General features: G+C 71.7%; 18 protein-coding genes and 1 tRNA gene. 6 read left to right on the top strand and 13 right to left on the bottom strand.

The window, feature by feature from the left end; genetic code table 11:
• Window positions 1–53: 53 nt before the first annotated feature.
• A complete protein-coding gene (locus tag ACQUS7_RS11375) occupies window positions 54–431 on the bottom strand; it encodes a thioredoxin family protein (protein WP_435130230.1) in 378 nt (125 codons plus the stop codon).
• 156 nt (window positions 432–587) lie between these two features.
• On the opposite strand from ACQUS7_RS11375, the gene ACQUS7_RS11370 reads away from it, so the two are divergent.
• On the top strand, window positions 588–1,553 hold the full coding sequence (locus ACQUS7_RS11370) for a PLP-dependent cysteine synthase family protein (protein ID WP_435130233.1): 966 nt from the start codon (window positions 588–590) through the stop codon (window positions 1,551–1,553).
• A gap of 21 nt (window positions 1,554–1,574) precedes the next feature.
• On the opposite strand, the gene ACQUS7_RS11365 is transcribed toward ACQUS7_RS11370, so the two are convergent.
• Entirely contained in the window at window positions 1,575–2,030 is a 456-nt protein-coding gene (locus tag ACQUS7_RS11365; RefSeq protein ID WP_435130235.1) for a DUF5804 family protein, read from the bottom strand.
• Window positions 2,031–2,209: 179 nt separating this feature from the next.
• Window positions 2,210–4,378 (bottom strand): thioredoxin domain-containing protein, encoded by a 2,169-nt coding sequence (locus ACQUS7_RS11360; protein WP_435147085.1) that lies wholly within the window; start codon window positions 4,376–4,378, stop codon window positions 2,210–2,212.
• A 150-nt stretch (window positions 4,379–4,528) separates the two neighbouring features.
• On the opposite strand from ACQUS7_RS11360, the gene purD reads away from it, so the two are divergent.
• Window positions 4,529–5,824: a phosphoribosylamine--glycine ligase gene (gene purD, locus ACQUS7_RS11355; protein WP_435147083.1), complete on the top strand. Its 1,296-nt coding sequence runs from the start codon at window positions 4,529–4,531 to the stop codon at window positions 5,822–5,824.
• Between the two features lie 151 nt (window positions 5,825–5,975).
• On the top strand, window positions 5,976–6,710 hold the full coding sequence (locus tag ACQUS7_RS11350; protein WP_435147081.1) for an acyltransferase: 735 nt from the start codon (window positions 5,976–5,978) through the stop codon (window positions 6,708–6,710).
• Between the two features lie 33 nt (window positions 6,711–6,743).
• On the opposite strand, the gene ACQUS7_RS11345 is transcribed toward ACQUS7_RS11350, so the two are convergent.
• From ACQUS7_RS11345 to ACQUS7_RS11335, 3 genes are all read right to left on the bottom strand, one after another.
• On the bottom strand, window positions 6,744–7,598 hold the full coding sequence (locus ACQUS7_RS11345) for a mechanosensitive ion channel family protein (protein WP_435130246.1): 855 nt from the start codon (window positions 7,596–7,598) through the stop codon (window positions 6,744–6,746).
• 3 nt (window positions 7,599–7,601) lie between these two features.
• A complete protein-coding gene (gene dacZ / locus ACQUS7_RS11340) occupies window positions 7,602–8,411 on the bottom strand; it encodes a diadenylate cyclase DacZ (protein ID WP_435130249.1) in 810 nt (269 codons plus the stop codon).
• A 120-nt stretch (window positions 8,412–8,531) separates the two neighbouring features.
• Window positions 8,532–8,614, bottom strand: a tRNA-Leu gene (locus ACQUS7_RS11335).
• A gap of 83 nt (window positions 8,615–8,697) precedes the next feature.
• Between ACQUS7_RS11335 and ACQUS7_RS11330 the strand changes: the two genes are divergently transcribed.
• Window positions 8,698–9,006, top strand: a complete 309-nt coding sequence (locus ACQUS7_RS11330; RefSeq protein ID WP_435129778.1) for a transcription initiation factor IIB family protein — start codon at window positions 8,698–8,700, stop codon at window positions 9,004–9,006.
• 48 nt (window positions 9,007–9,054) lie between these two features.
• Here ACQUS7_RS11330 and ACQUS7_RS11325 read toward each other — a convergent pair whose 3' ends face one another.
• From ACQUS7_RS11325 to ACQUS7_RS11300, 6 genes are all read right to left on the bottom strand, one after another.
• Window positions 9,055–9,285 carry a hypothetical protein gene (locus tag ACQUS7_RS11325; RefSeq protein ID WP_435147078.1) on the bottom strand — a complete coding sequence of 77 codons (231 nt, stop codon included), beginning with the start codon at window positions 9,283–9,285 and terminating at the stop codon, window positions 9,055–9,057.
• On the bottom strand, window positions 9,286–9,780 hold the full coding sequence (locus tag ACQUS7_RS11320) for a phosphopantetheine adenylyltransferase (protein ID WP_435129773.1): 495 nt from the start codon (window positions 9,778–9,780) through the stop codon (window positions 9,286–9,288). It abuts the gene before it with no gap.
• A 74-nt stretch (window positions 9,781–9,854) separates the two neighbouring features.
• Window positions 9,855–10,571, bottom strand: a complete 717-nt coding sequence (locus tag ACQUS7_RS11315; protein WP_435129770.1) for a helix-turn-helix domain-containing protein — start codon at window positions 10,569–10,571, stop codon at window positions 9,855–9,857.
• A gap of 105 nt (window positions 10,572–10,676) precedes the next feature.
• Complete coding sequence (locus ACQUS7_RS11310; protein WP_435129768.1) at window positions 10,677–11,765, bottom strand: glutamate--cysteine ligase; 1,089 nt, start codon at window positions 11,763–11,765, stop codon at window positions 10,677–10,679.
• 63 nt (window positions 11,766–11,828) lie between these two features.
• A complete protein-coding gene (locus ACQUS7_RS11305; protein WP_435147076.1) occupies window positions 11,829–12,491 on the bottom strand; it encodes a fibrillarin-like rRNA/tRNA 2'-O-methyltransferase in 663 nt (220 codons plus the stop codon).
• The gene (locus tag ACQUS7_RS11300) at window positions 12,488–13,450 is read right to left on the bottom strand and encodes an NOP5/NOP56 family protein (RefSeq protein WP_435147074.1); all 963 of its coding nucleotides are present in this window, start codon (window positions 13,448–13,450) and stop codon (window positions 12,488–12,490) included. Before ACQUS7_RS11300 ends, ACQUS7_RS11305 begins: the two co-directional genes overlap by 4 nt.
• 111 nt (window positions 13,451–13,561) lie before the next feature.
• Here ACQUS7_RS11300 and ACQUS7_RS11295 point away from each other — a divergent pair, with 111 nt between their 5' ends.
• Together ACQUS7_RS11295 and ACQUS7_RS11290 are read left to right on the top strand one after the other, a co-directional pair.
• Window positions 13,562–14,740, top strand: coding sequence for a pyridoxal-phosphate-dependent aminotransferase family protein (locus tag ACQUS7_RS11295; protein WP_435129759.1), 1,179 nt, complete (start codon window positions 13,562–13,564; stop codon window positions 14,738–14,740).
• A 147-nt stretch (window positions 14,741–14,887) separates the two neighbouring features.
• A complete protein-coding gene (locus ACQUS7_RS11290) occupies window positions 14,888–15,358 on the top strand; it encodes a universal stress protein (RefSeq protein ID WP_435147071.1) in 471 nt (156 codons plus the stop codon).
• 52 nt (window positions 15,359–15,410) lie between these two features.
• Here the strand turns inward: ACQUS7_RS11290 and ACQUS7_RS11285 are convergent, their stop codons facing one another.
• On the bottom strand, window positions 15,411–16,676 hold the full coding sequence (locus ACQUS7_RS11285; protein ID WP_435129753.1) for an MFS transporter: 1,266 nt from the start codon (window positions 16,674–16,676) through the stop codon (window positions 15,411–15,413).
• Window positions 16,677–16,763: the final 87 nt, after the last annotated feature.

Here is a 16,763-nt window from a genome sequence, read left to right as displayed (position 1 = left end):
TCCGACAAAAACGTTCGTAGTCGGCGCCCGTCGTCGACTGTTCCCGTGGCGGCTTACGCTTCGACGGCGCCGAGCTTCCGCGCGAGGTACGTCGCGATGGGCGCGTCCTCCTCCTCGACGAACCGCGCGACTTCCTGGCCGTCGCGTTCGACGATGACGGTGGGGATGTAGTCGACGCCGTACTCGTCCATGCCGGGGCCCTGCTTCTCCCCGTCGACCTTCTCGACCGGGTACTGCTCGATGCGGTCGGCCGGGACGCCGGCGGCGGCGAGCGCGGCCGCGAAGTCCGGGAGCTGGCCGGTGCAGTCCGGGCACCAGTCGCCGCCCCAGACGCGGAACGTCAGCGAGTCGTCCGCCAGCGCGTCGACGACGTCGCCGTGGGCGTCGGCGTCCCACTCCGGGTTCGGCTCCATCGTTTCGAGTTCGTTCATGCCGTGACAGTGGCGCGCACCGGGTTTAACACCGACGCCTGCGGCAGCCGCGGCTCGGTGGTCGCCGTCGGCGGTCGCCGCGGCGGCTCCGGGAGCGTCGCGCCGAGAGTTTGCCGCCGCCGGGGAGCCATTAAGCGAGCGTCGCCAAGCCTGTCCATGGACGATTCCGTTCTCGACACCATCGGGTCGCCGCTGGTCCGCGTGTCGTCGCCGACCGGCGCGACGGTCGCGGCGAAACTGGAGTCGCGGAACCCCGGCGGCTCCGCGAAGGACCGGCCGGCGCGCTACATGGTCGAAGCCGCCGAGGACGCCGGCGAACTCGGACCGGGCGACGAAATCGTCGAGCCGACCTCCGGGAACACCGGCGTCGGCCTGGCGCTCGTCGGCGCCGCGAAGGGGTACGACGTGACGCTCGTGATGCCGGCGTCGAAAAGCGAGGAGCGCCGCCGAATCATGGCGGCGTACGGCGCGGACCTGGAGCTGGTGGACGGGAACATCGAGGACGCGAAGCGGCGCGCCGACGAACTCGCCGACGACGGGATGGTGCAGCTCCGGCAGTTCGAGAACGAGGCGAATCCGCGGGCGCACTACGAGACGACCGCCGAGGAGATTCTCGACCAGCTCGACGGCCGCGAGCCGGACGCGCTCGTCGCGGGCGTCGGCACCGGCGGCACCATCACCGGGAACGGCCGGCGGCTCCGCGAGGAGTTCCCCGAGATGGACGTCGTCGCCGTCGAACCGGCGGACTCGGCGGTTCTGTCCGGCCGAGAGCCCGAATCGGACTCGTTTCAGGGGATGGGCCCGGGGTTCGTGAGCCCGAACCTCGACACGGACCTGCTGGACGGCGTCCTCACGGTCGAACTCGGCGACGCGGAAGCCGAGTGCCGGCGGCTCGCGCGGGAAGAAGGAATCCTGGTCGGGCAGTCGAGCGGCGCGTCGAACCTCGCCGCGAACCGGGTCGCTGAGGCGTTCGCGGCCGACGAACCGCCCGAATACACGGACGTCGCCGTGGCGGGGTGGGAGCGCCGCGACGGCGCCGGCGAGTCGGGCGACGACCCGCTGGTGCTCACGGTGTTCTGGGACTCCGGCGAGCGCTACATGTCGACCGGGCTGTTCGACTGACGCCGACGGCGGCGCCCCCGGTCAGGCTTCGAACTCGGATTCGGTGACGCGAACCCGGACCGTCTCTTCGACGTCACGGAGGTCGTACTCGGGGAGCGGCGCGTCGTCGCTGCGCGCGACGTACATCGGCTCGACGAGCCGGCCGTCGTCCACGCCGTACACCTTGAGCAGCCGGTCGGTCTCGGTCGCGCGGACGTCGTCGTTGCGGACGGCGGTCGCGAGCGACCGCGACAGCCACTCGTCGTCGTCCACGGACGGCTCCCGAATCAGCACCGCGTCGGTGAACCGGACGAGATACCAGTTCAGGTCGTTGCACAGCGACACGGCGGCGCCGAGGCTGACGGTGTCGACGGCGACGGTGTTGTCGAACGGCGCGCGCAGGTCGTACGTCGCCAGCGCGTCGCGCGCCGTCTCCCGGGAGAGCAGTTCGTACCGGAGGTCGACGTCGCTCCCTCCGACGAAACACACCGTCGTCATACACTGCGGGTCGCCGCCGCCGCGGAAAGCGGTTACGCTCCGCCGGCCGCCGACCACCGCAGGGACGCCGGCCCGGAACGCGAAAAATCGGTCTCGTGTCGATGCGGCGGGGAAGGTCTGGGCTGCAGTCAGTTCCGGGTCACGGTCGGGTCTTGACCGCGGTCAGTATTCGGCCCGCGTCAGTTTTCGGCGGTCCACGCGAGCGCCTCGGCGAGGTCGTGGTTCGGCGGCGAGCAGGTGTAGTTCCGGCAGGCGTACGCGGTCGGGTCGCCGTCGCGGGCGTCACGGCCCTTCCAGATGGGCGGGGCGTCGTCGAGTCCGAGCCGGTCGAGCCAGTCGTCGAGTTCGCCGTCGGTCTCGGGGCGGTGGGCGACGACGGCGCCCGGGAGGTAGCGGTCCGCGAGCACGTCGCGCCAGTCGTCCGGCAGGTCGTCGGCGGCCAGCGTGAGTTCGAACGGGCCGGCGGCGCGCCGGGCGTCCGCGAGCGCGAGCGTCACGTGTTCGAGCGGGCTCGCGCTGACGGTGGCGCGGTGGCTCGCGAGCGCGGCCTCGGCGGCCGCGGCGAACCCTTCGTCGGGCGCGAACAGGTCGAGGTCGAGCAGGAGCCGCGTGGCGACGCCGAGGCTCGACGGCGTCGACTGGTCCATCGGCTCCTCGGGCCGCGCGACGAGGGATTCGGCGTCGTCGGCCGTCGAGTAGATTGTGGCGTCGTCGGCGTCGTAGAAGGCGTCGATGACGACGCGGGCGAGGTCGACGGCGAACGCGAGGTGCTCGACGTCGCCCGTCGCCTGGTACAGGTCGAAGGCGCCGCGGCCGAGGAACGCGTAGTCCTCCAAGTAGCCGTCGACGGCGACGTCGCCGTCGATGAAGCGGCGGGAGAGCCGGTCGCCGTCCCAGAGGTGCTCGCGGACGAACGCGACGGCGTCGGCGCCGCGGTCGGCGAGTCCCGGGTCGAGCGTCGTCGCGCCCGCGGCGAACGCGGACACCATCAGGCCGTTCCAGCCGGCGAGCACCTTCTCGTCGCGCGGCGGCCGGTCGCGGGTCGCGCGGGCGTCGAACAGCGCGGTGCGGGCGTCGAGCAGCCGCCGCTCGACGTCGGATTTGTCGAGGCCGTACGCGTCGGCGAGGTCGGCGGTCGACCGCTGCGCCGTCAGTACCGTGGTGCCGCCCTCGAAGTTCCCGTCGTCGGTGACGCCGAACCGGTCGCAGACCAGTTCCGCGGTCTCGTCGTCGTCGACGGCGTCGCGGACCGCTTCGGGCGTCCACACGTAGAAGGAGCCTTCGCCGTCGCCGGAGTCGGCGTCGAGCGTGCCGTAGAAGCCGCCGTCGGGGTGGGAGAGTTCGCGGTTCACGAACTGCAGGGTCTCCTGTGCGGCGAGCGCGTACCGGGGGCTGTCGAGCAGCCGGTAGGCGTCGAGGTACGTCTCGGCGAGCGCGGCGTTGTCGTACAGCATCTTCTCGAAGTGTGGGACGGTCCAGTCGGCGTCGGTGCAGTACCGGTGGAAGCCGCCGCCGACGTGGTCGTACAGGCCGCCGCTCGCCATCGCGTCGAGCGTCTCGACGGCGACGTTCAGCGGCTCGTCGCGGCCGCTCCGCGCCGCGGCTTCGAGCAGCAGGCCGACGCGGGCGGGCTGCGGGAACTTCGGGCCGCCGCGGCCGAACCCGCCGTGTTCGCGGTCCGCGCTCCGGAGCGCCGCGGTCACCGCGCCGTCGAGAGCGGCGTCGGCGTCGGCGCCGTTGTGGGTGGTTCCGGGGCTGTCCGGGCCGGCGGTTCCGGTCGGGCCGTCCGGGCTGTCCGGGCTGGCTGCGCCGGCGTCGGGCGCGCCGAGTTCCTCGCGGACGGCGTCGGTCCACTGGTCGGCGCGGGCTTCGATGTCGCTGCGCTGGTCGGGGTCGCGCCAGGACGCCGCCATGTTCCGGCAGATTTCGAGGAAGCCGGGCATGCCGTCGCGGCCGTCGCGCGGGAAGTACGTGCCGACGTAGAACGGGCGGCCGTCGGGCGTGAGCCAGACGGACAGCGGCCACCCGCCGCTGCCGTTGACGAGCTGGCAGGCGGTCTGGTAGACGCGGTCGACGTCGGGGCGCTCCTCGCGGTCGACCTTGACGGGGACGAACGCGTCGTTGAGTACCTCGGCGACGGCGTCGTCCTCGAACGACTCCTCCTCCATGACGTGACACCAGTGGCAGGCGGAGTAGCCGACCGACAGGAAAATCGGGATGTCGCGGTCGCGGGCGGCGTCGAGCGCGTCGTCGTCCCACGGCTGCCAGTGCACCGGGTTGTCTGCGTGCTGGCGCAGATACGGGCTGGCCTCCTCGTCCAGCCGGTTCCGCGCCGTCGGGTCGCTCATGTGTCCCGGATGGCGGCGCCGCCGGAAAAGGCGGCCGGTCCCGACAGCGACGCCGCGGGAGCCGCGGCCGCGACGATATATGCGTATCTGTGCGTATCACGTCGGTGTGGGAGAGCAAGATTTACACTCCCGTGCGTACCCGCTCCGGGTATGGCCGAGACCACGGAGACGGTGCTTCTCGTCGGCGGCGGCGGCCGCGAACACGCCATCGCCCGCTCGCTCGCCCCCGACTGCGACCTGTACGCCTGCGCCAGCAACCGAAACCCCGGCATCGCGGCGCTCGCCGCCGGCTTCGAGACCGTCGGCGAACGCGACGCCGACGCCATCGTCGACTACGCCGAATCGGTCGGCGCAGACCTCGCCGTCATCGGGCCGGAGTCCGCGCTCGAAGCCGGCGTCGCTGACGCCCTCGGCGCCGCCGGCGTCTACGCGTTCGGGCCGGACGCCGACGCCGCCCGCATCGAGACCGACAAGGCGTTCCAGCGCCGCTTCATGCGCGACAACGACGTCCCGGGCTGCCCCGACTTCGAGACGTTCGACGACCCGGAGGCGGCCGCCTCGTTCGTCGCCGACTACGACGGCGACGTCGCCGTGAAGCCGGTCGGGCTCACCGGCGGGAAGGGCGTCCGCGTCACCGGCGACCAGGTGACGAAGGCAGAAGCAGCCGACTACGTCCGCGAGTCCGACTACGACGACTGGGTCGTCGAGGAGCGACTCGTCGGCGAGGAGTTCACCGTGCAGGCGTTCGTCGCGAACGGCGACGTCGTGACGACGCCCGCGATTCAGGACCACAAGCGGGCGTACGAGGGCGACGAAGGCCCGAACACCGGCGGCATGGGGAGCTACTCCGATACGGGCCGGACGCTCCCGTTCATGACCGACGACGACTACGAGGCGGCCGTCGACGTCATCGAGGCCACGGTCGACGCGCTCGACGGCTACACCGGCGTGCTGTACGGCCAGTTCATGCTCGGCGCGGACGGCCCGAAGGTCGTCGAGTTCAACGCCCGCTTCGGCGACCCGGAGGCGATGAACACGCTGCCCGTGCTCGAAACGCCGTTCGTCGACGTGCTCACCGCCGCTCGCGACGGCGACCCGCTCCCGGACCTGTCGTTCGCCGACGAGGCGACCGTCTGCAAGTACGCCGTCCCCGCCGGCTACCCGACCGACCCGGACGCCGGCGCCCGAATCGAGGTCGACGAGTCGTCCGCCGGCGACGCGCTGCTGTTTTACGCCAGCGTCGACGAACGCGACGACGGTCTCTACACGACCACCTCCCGGTCGTTCGCCGTCGTCGGCCGCGGCGACTCCATCGCCGCCGCCGAACGGCAGGCCGAATCCGCGCTCGACGCCGCCGGCGACGGCTTCCACGTCCGCCACGACATCGGCACCGCCGACCTCGTCCAGCGCCGCATCGACCACATGGCGGAGCTCCGCGGCGAGTAACGCGACCGCCGACTCCGCACCCCGCTCCGCCTCACTCCGTCTCCTTCTCCCCGCCTCGGTCATCCGCCGCGCCTCGCTCCGCCCGATTACTCCGTGAGTCCAGGTCGACCGGCAGCGGCGCGCGGGACGGCCGAGACGCGCGAGATTGATAATGCCGGGCGACCGACGTACCGACGTGACTGACGACGTGGCAGGCTCGGCGGGCGGCGCCGGCGACGACACCGACGACGGTACCGCCGGCGACCCGGACGGGAACGTCGCCGGCGACGCCGCCAACGACTCGGCCGGCGCTAACGGCGACGGGCGTCCGGCGCGCTACGACCGACTGGAGCGGCACGAGACGCCCGGAACCCGGAACTCGCTGCGGTTCTGGACGGACGCGAAGTCGCCGCTGGCGGTCGCGCGGAACTACCTGCTCGTCTGGCTCGTCAGGCTGTCGCCGAGCCTGCGGCTGAAAAACTGGGTGCTGCGCCGCATCGGCGTCGACGTCGGCGACGGCGCCTCGTGGGGGCTGGAGGCGACGCCGGACGTGTTCTGGCCGGAGCGAATCACGGTCGGCGCCGACGCCATCGTCGGCTACGACGCCGTCCTGCTCTGTCACGAGTTCCTGCAGGACGAGTACCGCGTCGGCGACGTCGTCGTCGGCGACCGCGCGATGCTCGGCGCGAAGGTCACGGTGCTGCCCGGCGTCCACATCGGCGAGGACGCGCAGGTCGCCGCGAACTCGCTGGTGGCGGACGACGTCCCCGCGGGCCAAACCGTCGCCGGCGTGCCGGCGGAGCCGGTCGAACGCGACGTCGTCGACGAGCCGAGCGCCCGCGGCGACGCCGGCACTGCCGACCGCAGCGCCGCCGACTCCGCCGCCGGCGACGACGCGGCCCGCTGAGCCGGTCCGGTCAGGCTCGGACGCCGCGCGTCGCTACTCGTCTCTGACCCTGACGATGCCGTTCGTGAACGCGCGGCGGTTCGGAATCACGTACTCCTTCCCGTCGGTTTCGACGTGCGTGACGAACACGTCCACCTCCTGGACGACGCCTTCGGTGTCGCCGATGCGGATGCGGTCGCCGATGCCGTACGGCTGTTCGAGCAGCAGGTAGAAGCCGGCGGCGGCGCACGCCAGCAGGTCGCGGAACGCCAGCGCGCCGAACAGGACGAGCGCGAACACGTACGCGGCAAGCAGGACGATGAGCGCGGCGACGTCGACGTTCACCTGGCCGAGCGCGATGAGCGCCGCGACGAAGAACACGGACCACTTCGCGACGGCCGGGATGACGCTGGCCTGCGGGAGTTTGATGCTGCGGAGCCGCTCTTCGACCAGCAGCTCGACCTTGTCGCCGACGACCAGCCCGATGATGAGCACGAGAATCGCGACGAACAGCGACGGCAGGAAGCCGGTGGCCTGGTTCCAGAACTCCGCGATGTACGCGATGTCGACGACGGTGAGCGCGACGATGACGCTCAGCAGGAAGATGAAGTAGCCGCTCAGTTTCGCGATGATGGCGACCGTCGACGTGCCGAACTCGCGGGCGGTCCGCTCGAACGCCGTCCCCTCGATGGAGCCGGGGACGCCGGCGCCGACGAGGATGCGACGGTTCACGACGACGACGAGGTAGCTGAGCACGGCGCCGAACAGCAGCACGCCGAGCGCGAGCCAGATTCTGCTCGACACGGAGCCGAGCGCGTCCGCGAGCGTCCCGGCCACGTCCGTCGACCCGGCGCTCTGCGCGAGGACGGCGGGCTGTGCGAGGCTGCCGAACGGGCTGACTCCGAGCATCGCTCAGTACTCCTCCGGGTCGAGTTCAAGTATCAGCGTCCCGCCTTTGAATGCCCGGACGAGCCCGTCCGACTCCGAGAGCACGATTGCGATGGCGTTCGTGTCACGCGTGATGGCGCCGGCGGCCATGTGGCGCGCGCCCAGCCCCTTGGGGATGTCGACGCCCTCTGCGGCCGGCTCCAGGTACCGGTACGCCGACACGATTTTCCCGGAGTCCGAGATGATGAACGCGCCGTCGAGCCGGGAGAACTCCTTCAGCATCACGTTCACGATCGGGTCGCCGACGTGGACGTGGCTCTTCTCGAAGGGGTTGTAGCTGAGCGGCCGCGACTTGTTCATCACCTTCCCTGCGTCGCCGACGACGAACAGCGCGCCCACCGGCTTCCCCTTCTGCCCCTTCTTCCCGAGTTCGATGGCGACCTCGAACACGTCGCGAATGACGCTCGGGTCCGCCCGCGAGTTCGCGAACAGGTCGTAGATGCCGGAGTGCATCGACTCGGAGACGTCCGCGCGGACGACGCCGTCGATGGCGTCGTCGAAGACGCCGACGGCGCAGGCAACCGCGTCGCCGTCGTCGCAGAACCCCTGGTCCATCGCGCCCTCGATGCCGAACCGAATCCGGTCTTTCACGTTGTCGAACTCGACCGGCAGTTCGACGAACCGCTCGGCGTCAACGTCGTTCTCCGCCGCGACGACGACGGGCGACTCGTCGCTCTCGGCGAACTGCGAAAACGTCGACCCGGTCGGCGAGAACAGGAACACGCCGTCGACGTCAGCCACCAGATCAGACAGCAGGTCGGCTGAGGAACTCATTAGTGAACGCTCCCACGGACGACGCAAAGTCCTTGCGGCTACGTCATACGTCCGTCATGCGGTCGCGACGACGACCACGGCGACCGAATCGATGCCTGCTCGGTCGTCGCTCCGCCTCACTGCGCGGGACAGGATTCGAACCTGCGGACCCCTATGGGACAGCGTCCTAAGCGCTGCGCCGTTGGCCACTTGGCTACCCGCGCGCACCTCCGTATTACGAAATTCGCGGTAAGTAGCTGTCGGACGCGGCCGATGACTTATGTGCGGTGGCGACGAAGCCAGCGGTGTGTACCGGGCGAGCGACGAGGTGCAAAACGAGGAGTGGCTCGGCGAGCTTCGCCGCGCGGCGGAGTCGCTGGAGCTGTCCGGCGAGGCGCGGTCGAACGCCACCGACCTGTTTCTGTCGCACGTCCCGGAGTCGGAGCGGTCGAAGCCGGCGATGGCGGCGGCGGCGCTGTACGCCGGCGCGCTCATCGCGGGCGACGAGCGCAGCCAGACGGCGGTCGCCGAGGCGATGGACGTGACGCGGCTGTCAGTGCAGCAACACTGGAAGGACGTCCTCGAAGACGCCGGGTTCAGGCCGCCGACGTGGTAGCGGGCGCAGGGAGTCCGCTGTCGACGCAGCCGGGACCTGACCGCCGCGTCACTCAGCGAGGAGCAGCCACGCGACGCCGACCGCGCCGGCGACGACGCCGAGTTGGCCGACGAGCAGCAGCGCGCCGCCGACGTACGCGACGAGGCTTCCGGGGTCGCGGCTGCCGAGTTCGACGAACTGGTAGCCGGCGATAGCGGCGGCGGCGCCGCCGAGCAGGAGGCGCGTCGCGAGCGACCGCCGGGCGAGCCACGCTGCGGCGGCGTCGACGGCGTTCGGCATCTACTCGGGTCGCGTCGGGCCGCGTCCCTCCCGTTTGGGCGTGAGGTTGCCGTGCTCGTCGATTTCGCCGTTGACGATGCGGGTCGACGAGATGCGGTTTCCGTCCTCGGCTTCGACGTGGTCGACGACTTCGATGCGGAGCGGGTCGAGCCCGCGCTCCTCGCGGATGTCGTTGATGCGTTCGGCGCCGGCGCGGGTCTCCGGCGAGACGACCAGCGCGTCGAACTCCGGCTCGACGGCGATGCCGGTCGGCTCGTCGAGCCTCCGAATCTCGTAGTCGCGGTCGTACTCGTCGGCGAGTTCGGACAGCACCGATTCGAGGTCATCCTTCCGGTCCTCGTACGACCGGACGTACCGTTCGGTGTGTCTGGTCTCCGGTGCGAGGTCGTCGGAGGTGAGCCCGACCGTGACGTCCCCGAGCTCGAACGCGCGGCGGAACAGCGCGCGGTGCCCGTCGTGGACCGGGTCGAATGTCCCGCCAAGCGCGACGTTCATACCCGTGCGTCGGGACCGCCGAACGTAAAAGCGACGTTACTCCTCGTTCGTGACGGACCGCCGAAGCGACGCGGCTACGCCGACTCGTCGCCGTCTCCGTCGGCGTCTCTACCGTCGGCTCCGGCGTCGGCCTCGCCGCCGTCGACGTCGTCGCCGTCGGACCCGGATTCGGCGTCGTCGCCGCCGGTTTCAGCGTCGTCGTCTGCGGGTGCGCCCTGCCCTGATTCGACGGTGATGGTGACCGGCTCCGCGGTGTCGCCGTCGGCGTCGCCGCCGCGGCCGAGCAGGTCGTCGAGGTTGAACACGGTGTTCAGTTCGGCCTGCACCTGCTCGACGACGCCCTCGACGAGTTCGGAGGGCGCGATGGCGTCGTACTCGTAGGGGTTGTTGCCGGCGCCGACGGACTCGCGTTTGTCGCGCGTCACGTGGCCCTCCTCGTGGAGTTCCGCGAGCGCCTCCCGGACCGTGCTCGGGTACAGCCCGGTGCCTTCGGCGACCTCTTCGCTCGTGGACTCCGGGTGTTCCCGGAGGAAGACGTAGATGCGGGCGCGGGTCTCGGTGTCGAGCAGCCACGACAGCAGGTCGACGAGGCGCTCGTCGAAGCCCTCGGCGACGTCGCTCGCCTCCGCTTCGAGGCGGGCCCTGGCGCTGTCGAACTCCTCGCGCGCCGACCCGGCGTCCGCGTCGGCGCCGTCCGGTCCGCCGTCGGTGGCGTCGCCGGCGCCGTCCGGTCCGCCGTCGGTGGCGTCGCCGGCGTCGTCCGCGTCGTCGGTGGCGTCGTCGGAAGCCATGTGTCCTGCTCCGCAGGTCAGAACTCCGCGCGTAAAACGTCGTCGCCGCTGACTGTCTCGGCCCGCGCCGACCCGCCGCGAGCGGCGCCGACCGACGACGCCGGTCTACGCCGACAGCAGCAGGTCCGTACACAGCGCGTCCAGCCCGTCCCGCTGCCGGATGCGTCGCTGGCGTTCCGCGCCGGACTCCCGGTCGAGGACGTCGCGCAGGCCGTCGACGCCGACGCGGTCGCAGACGCGGTCGACGGCGTCAGCGAGCGACACGACCGAGTCGCCGTCCCGGTCGACGAACGACGCGTCGTGGCCGTGCCGCATCGCCCGCCACTTGTTCTCGTCGAGCGTCTCCCGCCGCAGCGCCGTCGACGTCGGCGCCGCCTCGTCCTCGTACCGCTCGGCGAGGTCGACGACCAGCGCGTGGACGAACTCGACGAACGCGCAGACGACGTCCGGGTCGGACTGGCCGTCGGGCGTCCGCACCTCGACGGTGCCGTGGCCGGTGTGCGGCCGGACGTCGTACCAGAGTTCGCCGCGGTCCTCGATGGAGCCGAGCTCCACCATTCGGCGCTCGAACGACTGGTACGCCTCGAAGCTCTCGAACGACCCGGGCATCCCGGTGTTCGGCAGCGCCTCGAACACCTTCGCGCGCGCCGACGCGAGGCCGGTGTCGAAGCCGTTCCAGAACGGCGAGTTCGCCGACAGCGCCAGCAGCGGCGGGAGGTACCACCGGAGTTCGTTCGCGACCCACGTCGCCTTGTCGGGGTCGTCGACGCCGACGTGGACGTGCAGCCCCGCGGTCGTGTTCCGGTGCTGCGGGTACTGGATTCGGTCGAGCTGCGACCGGTACCGCGGCTTCTCGGCGTGGTCGAGTTCGCGCCACTTCGCCGCCGGATGCAGCCCCGCGGCGGCGACGCGGTAGCCGTACGAGTCGGCGTGGTCGACGAGCGCGTCGCGGGCCGCCGTGACGTGGTCGCGGACGTCGGCGGGCGACTCGATGAGCGGCGTCTGCGTCTCGACCGTGCACTTGAACAGTTCGTGGTCGACGCGGTCGACGAGCGGCTCGGGCGGCTCGCGGTCGCCGTACACCAGGTCGTCGGTCCCCGAGACGGGGCGTCCCTCGTCGTCGACGACGTAGAACTCCTCTTCGACTCCGAGAGTACCCATCCGCGCGAACGACTCCGGCGAGCCTGTCTCCATCGAACCGGGGTTGGGTGTGCGGTGATTTATATTTCGGGAAAGCGGCGCCGGCGGCCGGCCGCGCTACCTGCTCGGCGTCGCGACGATGCCGAGGTGGTCCGTGTGGTACCGGTCGAGCCGCCGCGTCTCGAGGACGTCGTACCGCTCGGCGAGTTCGGCGCGGACGTCGTCGAACACCGACGCCGGGTCGGCGGCGACGTCCTCAGAGCGCGCCTTCACGGCGAGCAGCAGCCGGCCGTCGTCCGCGAGGAACTGCGCGTTCCGGTTCGCCACCGCGGCCTGCCCGCGCGTCGCGACGTCCTGCACGACGACGTCACAGCCGGACTCGACGACGTGCGCGTACGTCTCCGGCTTCCGCGCGTCCTTCAAAAGCGGGAACAGGTTCGGCCGCGGGTCGCAGGCGTCGAGCAGGTCGCGGACCGGACGCGCCGCGAACTCGACGGCGTACGTCGGGCCGGCGAAGTCGGCGACGTGGCTCACCGTCGTCCCGTTCGCCGCGCCGAGGTACAGCACCGTCTCGCCGCCGTCCAGCCCGGTGTCCATCCCGAGTTCGAGCATCGCGCCGAGCTTCGACCGGCCGGCGTCCCAGACGCGCCAGTCGCCGTCGGTCGGCTCGCCGTACACCGGCTCGCCCCGCGTCGACAGCCGCTCCTCGCCCGCGATGGGTCGCCGCTGGACGCCCGCGGGAAGCCCGTCGTCGCCGCCGCCGTCGTCCGCGCCGCTCATTCGTCCGCCCCCGCGCCGGCAGCGCTGCCTGCGGCGGTCCCGCCGCTCGCGCCGTCGGTGTCGTCGTCGCCGGCGTCTGCCCGCGCCCTGATGGTTCGGATGCGTTCGTCGAGCTCCTCGTCGAGCGCCGGTTTCCGGTCGCCGCTGTAGTAGTCGACGCGGGCGGCGATGGTGAGCTTCCCGGCGAGCGCCCGCGCCGCCGACCCGCGGTCCTCCGGCCGCGTCCCGCGGACGTACTCGTGGGTGTAGATGACGCCGTGTTTCGGCGACGAGGCGTGCCCGCGGAGGTGCGCGAACAGCGCGTCCTCGGCGCCGAGCACCTGCAGCGTCCCCGACGGCTTCTTCGCCAGCGTCTCCAGCCCGCCGGCCAGCGAGATGAGCCGCGCGGCGAGCACCGGCCCGGCCAGCGCGGCGAGGTTCGGCGCCGCCTCCGGCGCTCTCGCCTCGATGAACGCCTCCAGCTGCTCGGACTCGTCGGCCAGGTCGGCGACGCGACGCGCCAGCGACACGACGCGCTCCTCGGTCGGGCCGTCCGGGTCGCGACCGGCGACCTCCCGGCAGAACTCGACGCCGGAGCCGGACTCGTCGTACAGGCTGCCGGCCCACTCCGCCGCGCGCTCGGCGAGTTCGTTCGCGACGCGGTCGGCGTCGTCCATCGCCCGGACGGCGTGCAGTAACTGCCTGTCGTCGGCGCGTTCGCGCTCTCTGACCTCGGCGCGGGTCGCCGCCACCGTGGCCTCGCGCAGCATCGCGTAGTAGTCGGATTCGTCGTCGGCGACGTCGGCGTCGACCGCGAGCGACGGCCAGTCGGCCGGCTCGTCGGCGGCGCCCTCGCGGATTCGGTCCACGCGTGCCGCCTCGTCGTCGGGCGCGAACCACGCCGACTCCGACGGCGCGCCGCCGGCGCTGTCCGCGCCGTCCGCGTCGCCGCCGGCGTCGCCGGCGTCAGTGTTGGTCATGGCTCCAGTTTCCCGGTCGGCGCCCCTAAGCGTTCCCCGTCGCGGCCGGCGTCACCGGCCGTACCGCCCGCAACCGAACGGCCTTTGACGGCAGCGGCGACACCGGACGGCATGGACAGACCTGACGTCGGCGAACTCACGCCGCCGGACCGAACGCTGATGGGGCCAGGGCCGAGCGACGTCCACCCGCGCGTCCTCCGCGCGATGGCGACGCCGCTCGTCGGCCACCTCGACCCGTCGTTCGTCGAGATCATGGACGAGACGCAGGAGCTGCTCCGGTACGCCTTCCGCACCGACAACGAGTGGACGATTCCGGTGTCCGGCACCGGCTCCGCGTCGATGGAGGCCGCCATCGGGAACCTCGTCGAGCCCGGCGAGACGATGCTCGTCCCGACGAACGGCTACTTCGGCGGCCGGATGGCCGAGATGGCGCGCCGCGCCGGCGGCGACGTCGTCACCGTCGACGCGCCGTGGGGCGAACCGCTCGACCCGGCGGACGTCGCGGACGCGTTCGCGACCCACCAGCCCGACGTGTTCGGCTTCGTCCACGCCGAAACGTCCACCGGGGCGCTCCAGCAGAACGTCCGCGACCTCACGAGCATCGCGCACGAACACGACGCCTACGTCGTCGCCGACTGCGTCACGTCGCTCGGCGGCGTCGAACTCAAGGTGGACGACTGGGGCATCGACGTCGCCTACAGCGGCCCGCAGAAGTGCCTGTCGTGCCCGCCGGGCGCCTCCCCGCTCACCCTGAACGACCGCGCGATGGACAAGGTGCTCTCCCGCGAGGAGTCGCCGCGGTCGTGGTACCTCGACCTGTCGCTGCTCGAAGGCTACTGGGGCGACGAGCGCGCGTACCACCACACCGCGCCGGTCACGAACGTCTACGCGCTCCGCGAGGCGCTGCGGCTCGTCGCCGAGGAGGGAATCACGGACCGGTGGCGCCGCCACCGCGAGGTCGCCGGCGCGCTCAAGGCCGGCGTCGAAGCGATGGGGCTCGAACTGAACCCGACGGACGACTACTGGCTCCCGAGCCTGAACGCCGTCCGCGTCCCGGACGCCGTCGACGACGACGCGGTCATCTCGGCGCTGCTCGACGAGTACGACCTCGAAATCGCGTCGGGGCTCGGCGACCTCGCCGGCGACATCTTCCGAATCGGCTGCATGGGCTACTCCGCGTCGCCCCGCAACGTCTCGTTCCTCGTCTCCGCGCTCGGCGACACGCTCGCCGAGCAGGGCGCCGACGTCGACGTCGCCGCTGGCACTGCTGCCGTCGCCGAACGGCTGTAGCGCCCGGCGCGCGACTCGGCGGGAAGTCAGCGGTCCCGGACCGACCCCTTTCCATCCGCACTGCCGGCCGACCGGCTTCCGGTCCGCGTCGCTCGGTGAGAAGAGGCCCGTTCCTTTTTCATCGCGTCCGGCGAACCACCGACCGACATGTACGACGACATTCTCATCGCCACCAACGGCGGCGTCGCCTCCGAGCGCGCCGTCGAGCACGCAATCGACCTCGCCGCCGAACGCGACGCGACGCTGCACGCGCTGTTCGTCGTCGACGAGGACGCCTACTCGGCGTACAGCGGCGACGAGTACGTCGACGGCCACGAGGGTCCGGAGTACGGCTTCCAGGAACTCGGCGAGGACACGCTCGCCGAGGTGAAGCGCCGCTGCGCCGACGCCGGCGTCGACTTCGAGAGCCACCTCGTCCACGGCGTCCCGTACGAAACCATCGTCGACGTCGCCGACGACCTCTCGGTCGACCTCGTCATCGCGGGCAGCAAGCGCCGCCCGGACGCCTACCGGAGCCTGCTCGGCAGCGTCACCGAGCGCGTCGTCCGGCTCATCGACCGCCCGGTGATGGTCGTGAAGACCCCGGTCGACGAGGAAGGCGAGCCGCTCGACGCCTGACCGGCCGCAGAACCGAACCCGCGTTTTCGTCACCGCAGCCGAAGCCGCGCCGTCACCACTCGGTGAGGGCGCCGGCGCCGTGGAAACGCCACAGCACGCCGAGGAACGTCACGGCGCCGAGGACCGCGAAGCCGCCGCCGACGTAGAACACGGCGGCCATGCCGACGCTGCCCATGAGCCAGCCGCCGAACACCGGCGCGACGACGGAGCCGGGCCGCCAGACGAGTTCGCGGACGCCGAAACTGGACGCGACGCCGGCGCCGTCGCTGCCCTCGTCGGCGAACAGCGCCATGCTCGCCGGCTCGCGGAAGCTGTCGGCGACGCCGAGCGCGCCGTTCAGCGCGAGCAGCGGCAGGAACGCCGCGGAGACGTCGCCGACGACCGGGTAGGTCTCCGGGAGGCCGAGCGCGGCGCCGACGGCCGGCGTGAACGGGACCGCGACGGCGACGAGGCCGTACGCGCCGCCGCCGGCGAAGACGAACAGGCTCCGCCCGGCGGCGTCCGAAAGCCGCCCGGTGAACGGCTGCAGCAGCATGTTGGTGAACTTCTCGGACACGGTCACGACGGCGATGGCGAGGCCGCCGTAGCCGAGGCCGGCCGACGCGCCGCCGGTGGCTGCGACGCCGGCGAACAGCGGCACCCACGACCGGACGAGCGTGACCGCGACGGCGTACTGCGCCCGGAACGACGTGAGCGTGAGGATGCGGCGGTTCACCGCGAGGTCTGAGAACGGGAACCCGGAGATGCGGGTGTCGTCGGGGTCGAGAAGCAGCGCGGTCGCGCCGAGCGAGACGACGAACAGCCCGGTGATGAGCGTGAACACCTCGTCGAAGCCGTCGAAGTAGTCGTACATCGCGCCGGCGGAGAGACCCCCGAGGATGGAGGCGGCGAACCGCGCCGCGTTCGACTTCCCGATGGCGTTCGCGCGGGTGCCGCGGGTCGCCAGTTCGCCGACGAGCGACAGCGACATCAGGCCCATCCCGGTCGCGACGACGCCCTGCAGCGCCCGGACCGCCATCAACTGGTTCCCGGAGCCGACGGAGCCGAACGCGGCGTACGTCACGACGCCGAGGCCGAGACAGCCGAGCAGCACGACCCGCTTGTCGTACCGGTCGCCCGCCCACGACAGCGGGACGACCGCCGCGGTCTGCGCGGCCGTGAACGCCGTGTACAGCAGGCCGACGCGGATGCCGGTGATGCCGAACGTGTTGACGTACTTCGCGAGCAGCGTCGTCAGCGTGATGAGCCCGAAGCCGCCGGCGAACCGGACGAGATAGAGCGTCCAAAACTGGAGCCGAGGAGACGAGTCGCTGGTCACGACTCGGAATACCGCCTCCCGGTGATATGGGCGTCGAATCCGTCCGCGCCGACGCCGTTCGGGTCGGGCCGCCGCCGGGCCGGCACG

The organism is Halobaculum sp. P14, from assembly GCF_051195155.1.
Taxonomy (GTDB): domain Archaea; phylum Halobacteriota; class Halobacteria; order Halobacteriales; family Haloferacaceae; genus JBNTKA01.
This window is presented reverse-complemented; position numbering and strand designations above follow the sequence as displayed.

Excerpts from the sequence above, each read along its gene's own strand:
- ACQUS7_RS11375 (WP_435130230.1), bottom strand. The coding sequence starts at position 431 with ATGAACGAACTCGAAACGATGGAGCCGAACCCGGAGTGGGACGCCGAC.
- ACQUS7_RS11370 (WP_435130233.1), top strand. The coding sequence starts at position 588 with ATGGACGATTCCGTTCTCGACACCATCGGGTCGCCGCTGGTCCGCGTG.
- ACQUS7_RS11365 (WP_435130235.1), bottom strand. The coding sequence starts at position 2,030 with ATGACGACGGTGTGTTTCGTCGGAGGGAGCGACGTCGACCTCCGGTAC.
- ACQUS7_RS11360 (WP_435147085.1), bottom strand. The coding sequence starts at position 4,378 with ATGAGCGACCCGACGGCGCGGAACCGGCTGGACGAGGAGGCCAGCCCG.
- purD (WP_435147083.1), top strand. The coding sequence starts at position 4,529 with ATGGCCGAGACCACGGAGACGGTGCTTCTCGTCGGCGGCGGCGGCCGC.
- ACQUS7_RS11350 (WP_435147081.1), top strand. The coding sequence starts at position 5,976 with ATGCCGGGCGACCGACGTACCGACGTGACTGACGACGTGGCAGGCTCG.
- ACQUS7_RS11345 (WP_435130246.1), bottom strand. The coding sequence starts at position 7,598 with ATGCTCGGAGTCAGCCCGTTCGGCAGCCTCGCACAGCCCGCCGTCCTC.
- dacZ (WP_435130249.1), bottom strand. The coding sequence starts at position 8,411 with ATGAGTTCCTCAGCCGACCTGCTGTCTGATCTGGTGGCTGACGTCGAC.
- ACQUS7_RS11325 (WP_435147078.1), bottom strand. The coding sequence starts at position 9,285 with ATGCCGAACGCCGTCGACGCCGCCGCAGCGTGGCTCGCCCGGCGGTCG.
- ACQUS7_RS11320 (WP_435129773.1), bottom strand. The coding sequence starts at position 9,780 with ATGAACGTCGCGCTTGGCGGGACATTCGACCCGGTCCACGACGGGCAC.
- ACQUS7_RS11315 (WP_435129770.1), bottom strand. The coding sequence starts at position 10,571 with ATGGCTTCCGACGACGCCACCGACGACGCGGACGACGCCGGCGACGCC.
- ACQUS7_RS11310 (WP_435129768.1), bottom strand. The coding sequence starts at position 11,765 with ATGGAGACAGGCTCGCCGGAGTCGTTCGCGCGGATGGGTACTCTCGGA.
- ACQUS7_RS11305 (WP_435147076.1), bottom strand. The coding sequence starts at position 12,491 with ATGAGCGGCGCGGACGACGGCGGCGGCGACGACGGGCTTCCCGCGGGC.
- ACQUS7_RS11300 (WP_435147074.1), bottom strand. The coding sequence starts at position 13,450 with ATGACCAACACTGACGCCGGCGACGCCGGCGGCGACGCGGACGGCGCG.
- ACQUS7_RS11295 (WP_435129759.1), top strand. The coding sequence starts at position 13,562 with ATGGACAGACCTGACGTCGGCGAACTCACGCCGCCGGACCGAACGCTG.
- ACQUS7_RS11290 (WP_435147071.1), top strand. The coding sequence starts at position 14,888 with ATGTACGACGACATTCTCATCGCCACCAACGGCGGCGTCGCCTCCGAG.